The sequence below is a fragment of the Streptomyces tropicalis genome, from assembly GCF_029269835.1.
Classification (GTDB): domain Bacteria; phylum Actinomycetota; class Actinomycetes; order Streptomycetales; family Streptomycetaceae; genus Streptomyces; species Streptomyces tropicalis.
In genome coordinates this window covers 142,173-153,817 of sequence record NZ_JARJBB010000006.1, presented here as the reverse complement: position 1 = coordinate 153,817, position 11,645 = coordinate 142,173, and the positions used below count along the sequence as shown (strand labels likewise).

Below are 11,645 nucleotides of genomic sequence, written 5' to 3'. Positions count from 1 at the left end.
CCCCGCCTTCCCGCCCGCGCGCCCCCGCTTTCCCGTACGCCCGTCCCCGCTTTCCCGTACGCCCGTCCCCGCGCCGCCGTCCGGGGCTACGGTGGGGGGACGACGGCAACGATCCGGCCAACCACGCACAGCCATCCCCTCACCCGAGCCTCCCCGACCGGTGGGCCGGACCCCGCGCCGGGGCCACCCGGGCAGCGGTGCCCCCCGGCCGGCCCCTCCGGACGACCGGGCGGCACGGGGCGCCCGGTGCGGCGCGGACCCGATTCCACTGGCGCGAACCGTGGGGTCGCACCCCACGCGGTACGGCGGGGATGTGACGGCCGCGTGAAACGGTTTGCCGAACGTGCGTAGGGTGCAGAGAAGCCAACAGAAGGAACGCGCCCCGACCAGGACCCCCGGACGGCGGACCGACGAGCGGAGGAGGGAGCCGGAGCGATGGGCGACCACAAGGAACAGCCCCTTCGGGTGGGCGCGGCCGTGCGCCGCCGCCGTCGCGCGCTGGACCTCACGCTCGCCGTCGTGGCCGAGCGCAGCGGCCTGTCGGTGCCCTTCCTCAGCCAGGTGGAGAACGACCGGGCGCGGCCCAGCCGCAGCTCCCTGGAGAAGGTCGCCGACGCCCTGCGCACCACCGCCGTCGAACTCCTGGCGGCGGCCGACCCGGCGTGCAGCGTCGACGTCGTCCGCGCCGAGCCCGACGAGGCCGACGCGCCGGCCCCCGAACCCCGGTTCCGCTCCCTGGTCCGCGGCCACCACCAGCTCCACGCCTCGGAGTACACCGGCGACCACGACGCCGGCCGCGAGTTCCAGCACCGCAACGACGAGCTGATGTACGTCGCCGACGGCGCCGTCGAGATCGAGGCGGAGGGCCGCGCCTACCGGCTCGGCCGCGGCGACACCATGTACCTGACCGGCGGGGTGCGCCACCGCTGGCGGGCGACCGTGCCGGACACCCGGGTGATCGTGGTCGCCGTCGCCGAGCACATCGAGGCGGTCCAGGACCGGTCGCGCTGATGCGGGTCGTCTCCCTGGTGCCGTCGCTCACCGAGGCGGTGGCCGCGTCGGTGCCGGGCGCGCTCGTCGGCGCCACCGACTGGTGCAGCCACCCGGCCCGCCTCGGCGCCGTCCGGATCGGCGGCACCAAGAACCCCGACGTGGAGCGGATCACCGCCCTCGCCCCCGACCTGGTGATCGCCAACGAGGAGGAGAACCGCCCCGCCGACCTCGACGCCCTGCGCGCGGCCGGCACCGAGGTCCTGGTGACCGGGATCCGGTCCGTTCCGCAGGCCCTCGACGAACTGGCGCGGGTGCTCGCCGCCTGCGGGGCGCCGCGCCGCCCGCGCTGGCTGGAGGCGGCCGAGGCCGTCTGGGCGTCGCCGCCCCGGCTCGCCGCCACGGCGGTCGTGCCGATCTGGCGGCGGCCCTGGATGGTGCTCGGCCGGGACACCTTCGCGGGCGACGTCCTCGCCCGCCTCGGCGTCGGCCACGTGTACGCCGGCCACGCCGAGCGCTACCCGCGCATCCCCCTGGAGGAACTGCGTGCGGCCGGTTCCGACATGGTCGTGCTGCCGGACGAGCCGTACCGCTTCACCGCCGACGACGGCCCCGAGGCGTTCCCGGGACATCCCTGCGCGCTCGTCAGCGGCCGCCATCTGACGTGGTACGGGCCGTCGCTGGCCGAGGCGCCCCGCGTGCTGGGCGAGGCGCTGCGAGCAGGGCTCCGCTGACCAGGCCGCGTGCGGTGTGCACGGCCGCGGCGGCCCAGGCGGCGACGAGGACGGCGTACAGACCGGCCGCGAGGGCGACGTAGACGGCGAGATGGGTGTGCCGGGCCAGGGCCGCGGCACCGGTGACGCAGGTCCCCACCGGGAAGGTGAACGCCCACCAGGACATCGCGAAACCCATGCCGCGGCGGCGGGCCCGCGCCACGTACGCCGCGGCCAGGGCCAGCCACAGCAGGGCGAACCCCATGACCGGGACGCCGTACAGCACGGCCAGCACCGCGAAGCCCCGGGCATACGGAGCCGGTACGGCGCCCGGTGCCGCGTCGGCGAAGGCGCCGGTGGCGGTGGTGGACTGCCCGAGCGGGCCGAGGACCAGGAACAGGGTCGGCGCGAGCGCGAGGGGGAGCGCGCCGGCGGTCAGCAGCCGGGTCAGGACCAGGGGCAGCAGGGCCAGCGTCGCCAGCAGGCTCATCCCGAACATCGCCGCACAGCCCAGCAGCAGGCTCTCCCGGGCCTGCCCGGGCGGCAGATGCCCCACGAGTTGCGGGCCGAGCGCGGCGGACACCATCGGCGCGACCACCGGCAGCAGCCACACCGGGGAGGCCTGCCGCAGCTCGGCCCGGTGGTGCACGGCCATCAGGTACGGCACCGCGACGGCGGCCGCCAGAGCGACGACCGTCCCGGCCGTGAACAGGACGACGTCCAGGGCGACCGCCGCCCGGACGCCGATCCAGTCCCGCCCGACGGCCGGGGCACCGCCTCCGACGGCCAGCAGTGCCATCGCCAGGCAGCCGTAGAACGGCGCGGCCGACGGGTCCAGGAGATGGGCGCGGGCCTGGTCGCTGTGGTACCGCCAGTGCAGGGCGCGGGCGGCCAGCAGCGCCACGAGCAGGCCCAGCGACAGCGCCCACACGGCGGCGCACGCCGGGCGCAGCCCCGGAAGGTGACCCGGGAGTGCGGCACCCGCACCGGCGACGGCGGCGGTGCCCATCACGGAGGCGTACCAGTGGGGTCCGAGGTGACGGAGGGCGGGGAACCGGGGCCGGAGTGCGGCGCGGACCGGCAGGGACTGGGCGGCGGTGACCATGCCCCCAGGCTGGCGCGGGCCCGGGGCTCCGGCCAGGGGGCCCGTCCCTATCAGGGCATAAGCTGGGCTTATGGCATGGTCGGAGGGGAGCGCGCAGGCACGGACGCCCGGGGTGCCCCTGGCGCACCGTGTACCGGATCTCGGCGCGCTGGAACTGCTGCTGGCGGTCGCGCGGCTGGGCAGCCTCGGCGCGGCCGCCCGCGAGGTCGGCATCACCCAGCCGGCGGCCAGCAGCCGGATCCGCTCCATGGAGCGCCTGCTCGGCGTCGCCCTGGTGGACCGCTCCCCGCGCGGGTCGCGGCTGACCGACGCCGGTGCGCTGGTGACGGACTGGGCCCGGCGCGTCGTGGAGGCCGCCGAGGCCTTCGACGCGGGCGCGCAGGCGCTGCGCGACCGGCGCGACTCCCGGCTGCGGGTGGCCGCCAGCATGACGATCGCGGAGTACCTGCTGCCGGGATGGCTGATCGCGCTGCGCGCGCGGCGCCCCGACACGGCCGTGTCGCTGCTCGCCGGGAACTCCGCTGCGGTGGCCGCGCGGCTCCTCGCGGGCGAGGCGGACCTCGGCTTCGTGGAGGGGCTGAGCGTGCCGTCCGGCCTGGACTCCGCGGTGATCGCCCGCGACCGGCTGATCGTGGTGACCGCGCCCGGCCATCCGTGGGCGCGGCGCCGGCGGCCGCCGGCCGCGGCCGAGCTGGCGGACACCCCGCTGATCCTGCGGGAGGAGGGGTCGGGGACCCGGCAGGTCCTGGACGCGGCGCTCGGCCGCCCGGCCCGGCCCCTCTTCGAGCTCTCCTCGACCACGGCGGTCAAGGCGTCCGCGGTGAGCGGGGCCGGGCCCGCGGTGCTCAGCGAACTCGCCGTCGGCGAGGAGCTGGCCTCGCGCCGGCTGGTGAGCGTCCCGGTCGAGGGCATCGTCCTGGCCCGCGACCTGCGCGCCGTCTGGCCGGCGGGCCACCGTCCCGCGGGCCCCGCCCGAGAGCTGCTCTCCCTGACCCGCTCCCGCCCCGGCACGGAGCCACCGGCGGGTTGATCGGCGGCGGTCGGCCCCGGCTGCCATCGGCCGTCGGCCGGGGGTGCCGCTGTCGGTCCGGGGTGCGGCCGTCGGTCCGGGGCGCCACGGCGCGTGCCGCCTCCGGGCACGGTCCGGCCCGGCGAAAACGGATGGCGCGCCCGCCCGTCCGCTCGCCACGATGGGGCGCATGAAGCCGACCGCCCCGCCCGCCACCGGAGTCCGGCTCCCCTGGGAACGGCTGCCGGAGACCGTCAGGGACGCCGTCACCGGTGTGCTCGGGGCGCCCGTCGTGCACGCGGTCACCCAGCCCGGCGGCTTCTCGCCCGGCGCCGCCGTGCGCGTACGCACCGCGACCGGGCGGCGGGCCTTCGTCAAGGCGGTCGGCGCGGACACCAACCCCGGCAGTCCGGGGCTGCACCGCGCCGAGGCCCGCCTCGCGGCCGCCCTGCCCGCCGCCGTGCCCGCACCCCGCCTGCTCGGTGCCCACGACGACGGCACCTGGGTCGCACTCGTCTTCGAGGAGGTGGCCGGGCACCAGCCGTCCGTGCCGTGGCGGCCGTCCGAACTCCGGCGCGTCCTGGACGCCGTGGGCCGCCTGGGCGGTGCCTTCACCCCGGCTCCCGTCGCCGTCCCGCCCGCGGCCGAGGCGCTGCGCGACGCGTTCGACGGCCGGCGCCGGCTGCTCGACGACGACCGGACCGACCACCGCGGCCGCCCGGAGCCGTGGGCCGCGGCCCGTCTCGCGGAGCTGACCGCCCTGGCCGCCCCCTGGCCGGAGGCCGTCACCGGGGACACGCTCGCCCACGGCGACCTGCGCGCCGACAACATCCTGCTCACGGGAGGCCGTGACGACGGCGTCGTGTTCGTGGACTGGCCGCACGCGATGCGCGCCGCGCCCTGGGTCGATCTGCTGCTCATGCTGCCCTGCGTGTCCGCACAGGGCGGCCCCGACCCGGAGGAGCTGTTCACCGCGCATCCCCTGGGCCGCGCCGCCGACCCCGCCGCCGTCACGGCGGCGCTGGCGGCCTTCGCCGGCTGTCTCGCCGGAAGCGCGCTGCGGCCCGCGCCCCCGGGGCTGCCCACCCTGCGTGCCTTCCAGCGGGCCCAGGGGGAAGCGGCCCCGGCGTGGCTGCGGACCCGGCTGTCCCGGTCACGGCTCCGACGCGGCCGCTGAGCCGGCCCGGCCGCACCGCCGAGCCGGGCCCGCCGGAGGGAGGAGGGCCCGCCGGAGGGAGGAGGCGGGTGCGTGGGCGTCTCAGGCCGGGTCCGGGACGCTGCGGGCGGCGGACGCCGCCTCGACGAGCGCCCGCACCACGCGGAGGTCGTCGGCCATCTCCGGATGCCACTGGACGCCCACGACCCAGGGGGCGGTGGGCAGTTCGACGGCCTCGACCGTGCCGTCCGCCGCGTGCGCCGACGGGACGAGACCGGTGCCCAGCCGGTCCACGGCCTGGTGGTGGTACGTCGGGACGGTCGTCGCCTCCGGCACCGCGGCGGCGTAGCGCGTGCCCGGGACCGGGGCGACCGGATGGCCGCCGAAGACCCCGACGACCTCCGCGTGCCCGTCGAGGTGCTGCACCAGGGTGCCGCCGAGGGCGACGTTCAGCAGCTGCATGCCGCGGCAGATGCCCAGCAGCGGGACCCCGGCCGCGAGGGCGGCCCCGATCAGGGCGAGCTCCCAGGCGTCCCGGGCCGGCGCGGGCGGCCCGGTCCGGGGGTCGCGCGCGGCGCCGTAGCGGGACGGGTCGACGTCCGGGCCGCCCGCGATCACGAGCCCGTCGAGCCGGGCCACCGCCGCCGCGGCCCGTTCCGGCGCGTCCGGCGGGAGCATCACGGCGAGGCCGCCCGCCCGCTGCACCAGACGGGGGTAGCCGGAGGGCAGCAGGGCGGCCTCCAGCTCCCACACGCCCCAGCGCGCGGCGGTCTCCAGATACGTGCTGATGCCGATCAGCGGCCCCTCGGTCACACGTCCTCCCTGCCTCCCGGTCGCGGCAATGGTGCTGCCTCATACCTTTCCGGTCCACGGCCGGCACGGCAAGCCCCACCGGCCGCGCCGCCCTTCGTCGGCACCCCGTCGACCCGCTTGCGACGGCCCGCCCCTTTGCGGTCGGCCCGCGCAGCCCTCGTCCCGGGCCCGCGCCCGGTCCTCGTGCCGGGCCTCCGCGCCCGCCCGCGCCCGGTCCTCGCGCCGCCCGGCTACCGCGCCCGCGGTCAGGCGGCCGCGGCGACCCCGGCCCGCGGGGCGCCCGGGCTCAGGTCAGGAAGCCCCGCAGCAGGGACGCCGTCCCCGCGCAGTGCTCCCGCATGATCTCCCGGGCCCCGTCGGCGTCGCCGTCCAGCACCGCCTCCACCAGCGCGCTGTGCTGCCGTTGCGAGTGCTCCAGATTCCGCACCAGCAGCGGGATGCAGTCCAGCAGGCCGTTCACCGTCGCCCGGACCGCCGCGTACTGCGCGGCCAGGGACGGCGAGCCGGACAGCTCCGCCAGCGTGAGGTGGAGCAGCGTGTCCAGGCGCCGGTAGTCGGCGAGCGGGGCGTCCCGCGTGCCGTCCAGCGCCTCGCGCAGCCGTGCCGCCTGCCCGCCGGTCAGCCCGTGCGCCGCGCACAGGCCCGCCGCGCCCACCTCCAGCACCTCGCGGAAGCGCAGCGCGTCCTCCACGTCGACCGCCGCGATCCGGCGCCGCAGCTCGTCCTCGCCGCCGGCGTCCGGGCGGGGCCGCACGAACGTTCCGCCGTACCGGCCGCGCCGGGCCTCCACCAGCCCCTGGTCCTGGAGCACCCGCAGGACCTCGCGCAGGGTGACCCGGCTGATCCCGAGCCGCTCGGCCAGCTCCCGCTCGGCGGGCAGCCGCTCGCCCGCGGGCACCAGGCCGAGCCGGACCACCTGGAGGATCTGCTCCAGCGCCTCCTCGAAGCCGTTGCCCGCCCGCACCGGCCGCAGCACCGGTGCGAGGCGGCCGTCGAGCCGTCCCGGACCCGCATCCCGCGCCATCCCGCCGAGCCCCCTTCCCAAGCAATGGTCCTCAGCAATACCTTAGGGCTTCCGGCTCCCCGACGTGGCCCGAGGAGGCTCCCCCCGTGGCAGACCGCACACCCCCGCTCGGCGTCGAGGAACTGCACGCCCTCGTCGCGAGCGGAGAGATCGACACCGTCGTCCTGGCCTTCCCCGACATGCAGGGGCGCCTCCAGGGCAAGCGGTTCGCCGCGCGCTTCTTCCTCGACGAGGTGCTCCACCACGGCACCGAGGGCTGCAACTACCTCCTCGCCGTCGACGCCGAGATGAACACCGTGGACGGCTACACCATGTCCTCCTGGGACCGCGGCTACGGCGACTTCGCCATGCACCCGGACCTGACCACGCTGCGCCGCGTCCCCTGGCACCCGGGCACCGCCCTGCTCGTCGCCGACCTCGCCTGGGAGGACGGCTCCCCGGTGGTCGCCGCCCCCCGCCAGATCCTGCGCCGCCAGCTCGACCGCCTGGCCGAGCTCGGCTACACCGCCCAGGTCGGCACCGAGCTGGAGTTCATCGTCTTCAAGGACACCTACGAGGCCGCCTGGGACGCCGGCTACCGCGGGCTCACCCCGGCCAACCAGTACAACATCGACTACTCCGTCCTCGGCACCGGCCGCATCGAGCCCCTCCTGCGCCGGATCCGCAACGAGATGGCGGGCGCCGGGCTGACCGTCGAGTCGGCCAAGGGCGAGTGCAACCCCGGCCAGCACGAGATCGCCTTCCGCTACGACGAGGCGCTCGTCACCTGCGACCAGCACGCCGTCTACAAGACCGGTGCCAAGGAGATCGCCGCGCAGGAGGGCGTCTCCCTCACCTTCATGGCCAAGTACAACGAGCGCGAGGGCAACTCCTGCCACATCCACCTCTCGCTCGCCCGCGCCGACGGCACCAACGCCATGGCCGGAGCGGCCGACGACCCGGGCGGCATGGCGGAGGTCATGCGGCACTTCCTCGCCGGACAGCTCGCCGCCCTGCGCGAGTTCTCCCTGCTCTACGCCCCGCACATCAACTCCTACAAGCGTTTCCAGCCCGGATCCTTCGCCCCCACCGCCGTCGCCTGGGGCCGCGACAACCGCACCTGCGCCCTCCGTGTCGTCGGCCACGGCCGCTCCCTGCGTTTCGAGAACCGGCTCCCCGGAGGGGACGTCAACCCCTATCTCGCGGTGGCCGGGCTGGTCGCCGCCGGCCTGTACGGCATCGAGAACCGGTTGCAGCTCCCCGAGCCCTGCCCCGGCAACGCCTACGCCGCCGACCACGAGCACGTCCCGGGCACGCTCCGCGAGGCCGCCGAGCTGTGGGAGAACAGCGACATCGCCCGTGCCGCCTTCGGCGACGACGTCGTGGCCCACTACCGCAACATGGCGCGCGTGGAACTGGACGCCTTCGACGCCGCGGTCACCGACTGGGAGCTGCGCCGCTCCTTCGAACGCATGTGAGAGGTCCCTCCGTGTCCGACCAGCACCACCAGCACCCCACGGACGCACCGCACGAGCTGCGCGTCCTCAACCCGGCCACCGAGGAGGTCGTCGCCACCGTGCCGGCCGCCACCGCGGCCGACGTCGACGCCGCCGTGCGCCGGGCGGCCGCCGCCCAGGCCCGGTGGGCGGCCCTGCCGCCCGGGGACCGGGCCCGGCTGCTGCGCCGCTTCGCGGCCGCGGTCGACGCCCACGTCGACGAACTGGCCCGGTGCGAGGTCCGCGAGGCCGGCCACACCATCGGCAACGCGCGCTGGGAGGCGGGCAACGTCCGCGACCTCCTCGACTACGCGGCCGGGGGAGTGGAGCGGCTGACGGGCCGTCAGATCCCGGTGCCCGGCGGTCTCGACATCACCCTCCTCGAACCGCTCGGCGTCGTCGGCGTGATCGCCCCCTGGAACTTCCCCATGCCCATCGCCGCCTGGGCCTCGGCCCCGGCGCTCGCGGCCGGCAACGCGGTCGTCCTCAAGCCGGCCGAGACCACCCCGCTCACCGCGCTGCGCCTCGCCGAACTCGCCCTGGAGGCCGGGCTCCCCGAGCACCTCTTCCAGGTGCTCCCCGGACACGGTCCCGTCGCGGGCGCCGCCCTCGTCGAGCACCCCGGAGTGGCGAAGATCGTCTTCACCGGGTCCACCGCCGTGGGCCGGCAGGTGATGGCCCGGGGCGCCGCCCTGCTGAAGCGGGTCACCCTCGAACTCGGCGGCAAGAGCCCCAACATCGTCTTCGCGGACGCCGACCTGGAGGCCGCCGCGGCCGCCGCCCCCCTGTCCTTCCTCGACAACGCCGGGCAGGACTGCTGCGCCCGCACCCGCATCCTCGTCCAGCGCGGCGTCCACGACCGCTTCCTCGAACTCCTCGCCCCCGCCGTCGAGTCCGTCCTGGTCGGCGACCCGGCCGACGAGGCCACCGCGATGGGCCCGCTGATCTCCCGGACCCAGCTGGAACGCGTCCGCTCCTACGTCGACCCCGGCGCGCCCGGCATCCGCGGCAAGGCCCCCGAGGGCCCCGGCTTCTGGTTCCCGCCGACCGTCCTCACCGGCGTCGACCCGGGCGCGCGGGTGGCCGTCGAGGAGGTCTTCGGCCCCGTCGCCGTCGTCCTCCCCTTCGACGACGAGGCCGACGCGGTCCGTCTCGCCAACGACACCCCCTACGGCCTGTCCGGCTCGGTGTGGACGCGGGACGTCGGCCGCGCCCTGCGGGTCTCCGGCGCCGTCCGCGCCGGCAACCTCTCCGTCAACTCCCACTCCAGCGTCCGCTACTGGACCCCGTTCGGCGGTTTCAAGCAGTCCGGCATCGGCCGCGAGCTGGGTCCGGACGCCCTGACCGCCTTCACCGAGACCAAGAACGTCTTCATCAGCACGGAGGGCCCCGCACAGTGAGCTCACAGACCCCCGAGACCGTCTGCCGCCGGCTGGTCGGCCGGACCGCCGTCGTCACCGGAGCCGGCAGCGGCATCGGCCTCGCGACCGCACGCCGGCTCGCATCCGAGGGCGCGCACGTCGTCTGCGGTGACGTCGACGAGGCCCGCGGCAAGGCGGCCGCCGACGAGGTCGGCGGACTCTTCGTCAAGGTCGACGTCACCGACCCCGCCCAGGTGGAGGCCCTGTTCAAGGCGGCGTACGACACCTACGGCAGCGTCGACGTCGCCTTCAACAACGCCGGCATCTCCCCGCCCGACGACGACTCCATCCTGGACACCGGCCTGGAGGCCTGGAAGCGGGTCCAGGACGTCAACCTCACCTCCGTCTACCTCTGCTGCAAGGCCGCCATCCCGTACATGCGCCGCCAGGGCCGGGGCTCCATCATCAACACCGCCTCCTTCGTGGCCCGCATGGGCGCGGCGACCTCGCAGATCTCCTACACCGCCTCCAAGGGCGGGGTCCTCGCCATGTCCCGGGAGCTGGGCGTGCAGTTCGCCCGCGAGGGCATCCGGGTCAACGCCCTCTGCCCGGGACCGGTCAACACCCCCCTGCTCCAGGAGCTGTTCGCCAAGGATCCCGAGCGGGCCGCCCGCCGCCTGGTCCACATCCCCCTCGGCCGCTTCGCCGAGGCCGAGGAGATCGCCGCCGCCGTGGCGTTCCTCGCCAGCGACGACTCCTCCTTCGTCAACGCCAGCGACTTCCTGGTCGACGGCGGCATCTCCGGGGCGTACGTCACCCCGCTCTGAGGGCTGACCCGTGATCCACGGTGGACCGGCGCGCGGCGTCGGATGCGGTGCGTCGCCGGGCGGAGGGTCGTCGTCATACCGGGCGTGTCCGGGCGGCGCGACAGCGCGGCGAGGTGCCGTGGCTGTCGTCGTGCGGCCGCCGGGGACCGCGGGAGCCCTCCGGCGCGCCCTACCGCGCCCCGGACCGTTACCGCCCGGCCGCAGCGGCGCGCGCCCCGTCCGGCCTACAGTGCCCGGATGAGCATGACGCCCCCGCCCGGCTGGTACCGCGACCCGGACGCCCCGCACCTGGAGCGCTGGTGGGACGGCGCGGCCTGGACGCAGCACCGGCGCCCGCCGGAGCCTGCCCCCGGGCCCGGGGGCGCGCCGCTCGCGCCGCCGCCCGGCCTGAGCGCGGCCCGCGACCGGAGGACCGCCCTCGTCGCGGCCGGGGTCGTCCTGGCCGCCGCGGCCGTCGCCGGGGCACTCGTCCTCGGCCGCGGCGACGGCGGCGGCACCGGCACGGGCGGGACGACCGCCCCCGCCGCCACGTCGGCCGCGGGCACCGAGCGGTCCCGCACGCCGTCCCCGGCCGCCACGGACACCGGCGACCCGTCGGCCGTCGTGGACCAGCTCAACGGCATCACCCTGCCGCTGCCGAGGGGCTGGGAGCGCCCGCAGTACGTCGCCGACGACGACGTCGTCATGACGACCCACGGCACCTACGACTGCCCCGGGGACAACGGGCAGTGCCGGCACGGCACGGTCCGCACGGACACCGCGACCGCGGCCGCCGGGACGTCGCCGGAGACCCTCGCGCGGCAGGACATCGCGGACGCCGCCGACCAGGCGTACGACCACGACACCCTCGACCAGAAGCCGTTCGGCGGGATCACCTCGCACCGGGTCGTCGGATCCGGGCAGGTGGCGGTGGCGGGCCGGGCCGGGTACTTCGTGCGCTGGCGCGTGCGCACCGCGAAGGGCCCCGGCGGGTACGTCGAGTCGCTGGCCTTTCCCTCCAGCGTGGGCACCGAGGCGCCGGTGGTCGTGCGCCTCGCCGCGGACGCCGGTCCCGGCGCGCCCCCGGCGGCCGACATCGACACGATCACCCGGGGCATCCGGCCGGTCGGGGACGCCGCCACCGACGGCGGCGTCGGCAGCAGCATCGGCCCCTCGCACTGACGCACCCGGAC

The 11,645-nt window shown here is 76.6% G+C and carries 11 protein-coding genes; 8 read left to right on the top strand and 3 right to left on the bottom strand.

Going from position 1 to position 11,645, the window contains the following annotated elements; genetic code table 11:
- The first annotated feature begins 435 nt into the window (after positions 1-435).
- Both P3H78_RS14525 and P3H78_RS14520 read left to right on the top strand, forming a co-directional pair.
- The gene (locus P3H78_RS14525) at positions 436-1,011 is read left to right on the top strand and encodes a helix-turn-helix domain-containing protein (protein ID WP_276109372.1); all 576 of its coding nucleotides are present in this window, start codon (positions 436-438) and stop codon (positions 1,009-1,011) included.
- Positions 1,011-1,724: a helical backbone metal receptor gene (locus P3H78_RS14520; RefSeq protein ID WP_276109371.1), complete on the top strand. Its 714-nt coding sequence runs from the start codon at positions 1,011-1,013 to the stop codon at positions 1,722-1,724. Before P3H78_RS14525 ends, P3H78_RS14520 begins: the two co-directional genes overlap by 1 nt.
- On the opposite strand, the gene P3H78_RS14515 is transcribed toward P3H78_RS14520, so the two are convergent.
- Complete coding sequence (locus tag P3H78_RS14515) at positions 1,636-2,808, bottom strand: SLAC1 family transporter (RefSeq protein ID WP_276109370.1); 1,173 nt, start codon at positions 2,806-2,808, stop codon at positions 1,636-1,638. The genes P3H78_RS14520 and P3H78_RS14515 overlap by 89 nt on opposite strands.
- Before the next feature lie 70 nt (positions 2,809-2,878).
- Here P3H78_RS14515 and P3H78_RS14510 point away from each other — a divergent pair, with 70 nt between their 5' ends.
- Together P3H78_RS14510 and P3H78_RS14505 are read left to right on the top strand one after the other, a co-directional pair.
- Positions 2,879-3,838, top strand: a complete 960-nt coding sequence (locus P3H78_RS14510) for a LysR family transcriptional regulator (protein ID WP_276109369.1) — start codon at positions 2,879-2,881, stop codon at positions 3,836-3,838.
- A gap of 169 nt (positions 3,839-4,007) precedes the next feature.
- A complete protein-coding gene (locus P3H78_RS14505) occupies positions 4,008-4,994 on the top strand; it encodes a phosphotransferase family protein (RefSeq protein WP_276109368.1) in 987 nt (328 codons plus the stop codon).
- Between the two features lie 81 nt (positions 4,995-5,075).
- Here the strand turns inward: P3H78_RS14505 and P3H78_RS14500 are convergent, their stop codons facing one another.
- Together P3H78_RS14500 and P3H78_RS14495 are read right to left on the bottom strand one after the other, a co-directional pair.
- Positions 5,076-5,786: a gamma-glutamyl-gamma-aminobutyrate hydrolase family protein gene (locus tag P3H78_RS14500; protein WP_276109367.1), complete on the bottom strand. Its 711-nt coding sequence runs from the start codon at positions 5,784-5,786 to the stop codon at positions 5,076-5,078.
- Positions 5,787-6,072: 286 nt separating this feature from the next.
- On the bottom strand, positions 6,073-6,810 hold the full coding sequence (locus P3H78_RS14495; RefSeq protein ID WP_276109366.1) for a FadR/GntR family transcriptional regulator: 738 nt from the start codon (positions 6,808-6,810) through the stop codon (positions 6,073-6,075).
- Between the two features lie 86 nt (positions 6,811-6,896).
- Here P3H78_RS14495 and P3H78_RS14490 point away from each other — a divergent pair, with 86 nt between their 5' ends.
- The 4 genes from P3H78_RS14490 to P3H78_RS14475 all read left to right on the top strand — a co-directional run bounded on the left by P3H78_RS14490 (position 6,897) and on the right by P3H78_RS14475 (position 11,634).
- Complete coding sequence (locus P3H78_RS14490; RefSeq protein WP_276109365.1) at positions 6,897-8,267, top strand: glutamine synthetase family protein; 1,371 nt, start codon at positions 6,897-6,899, stop codon at positions 8,265-8,267.
- 11 nt (positions 8,268-8,278) lie between these two features.
- Positions 8,279-9,685, top strand: coding sequence for an aldehyde dehydrogenase family protein (locus P3H78_RS14485; protein WP_276109364.1), 1,407 nt, complete (start codon positions 8,279-8,281; stop codon positions 9,683-9,685).
- Complete coding sequence (locus tag P3H78_RS14480) at positions 9,682-10,473, top strand: 3-oxoacyl-ACP reductase (RefSeq protein ID WP_276109363.1); 792 nt, start codon at positions 9,682-9,684, stop codon at positions 10,471-10,473. The genes P3H78_RS14485 and P3H78_RS14480 overlap by 4 nt, the downstream gene beginning before the upstream one ends.
- 243 nt (positions 10,474-10,716) lie before the next feature.
- The gene (locus P3H78_RS14475) at positions 10,717-11,634 is read left to right on the top strand and encodes a DUF2510 domain-containing protein (RefSeq protein WP_276109580.1); all 918 of its coding nucleotides are present in this window, start codon (positions 10,717-10,719) and stop codon (positions 11,632-11,634) included.
- Positions 11,635-11,645 lie beyond the last annotated feature (11 nt).

Bases quoted from the DNA above. Each gene is read 5' to 3' on its own strand.
- P3H78_RS14525 (WP_276109372.1), top strand. From the start codon at position 436: ATGGGCGACCACAAGGAACAGCCCCTTCGGGTGGGCGCGGCCGTGCGC.
- P3H78_RS14520 (WP_276109371.1), top strand. From the start codon at position 1,011: ATGCGGGTCGTCTCCCTGGTGCCGTCGCTCACCGAGGCGGTGGCCGCG.
- P3H78_RS14515 (WP_276109370.1), bottom strand. From the start codon at position 2,808: ATGGTCACCGCCGCCCAGTCCCTGCCGGTCCGCGCCGCACTCCGGCCC.
- P3H78_RS14510 (WP_276109369.1), top strand. From the start codon at position 2,879: ATGGCATGGTCGGAGGGGAGCGCGCAGGCACGGACGCCCGGGGTGCCC.
- P3H78_RS14505 (WP_276109368.1), top strand. From the start codon at position 4,008: ATGAAGCCGACCGCCCCGCCCGCCACCGGAGTCCGGCTCCCCTGGGAA.
- P3H78_RS14495 (WP_276109366.1), bottom strand. From the start codon at position 6,810: ATGGCGCGGGATGCGGGTCCGGGACGGCTCGACGGCCGCCTCGCACCG.
- P3H78_RS14475 (WP_276109580.1), top strand. From the start codon at position 10,717: ATGACGCCCCCGCCCGGCTGGTACCGCGACCCGGACGCCCCGCACCTG.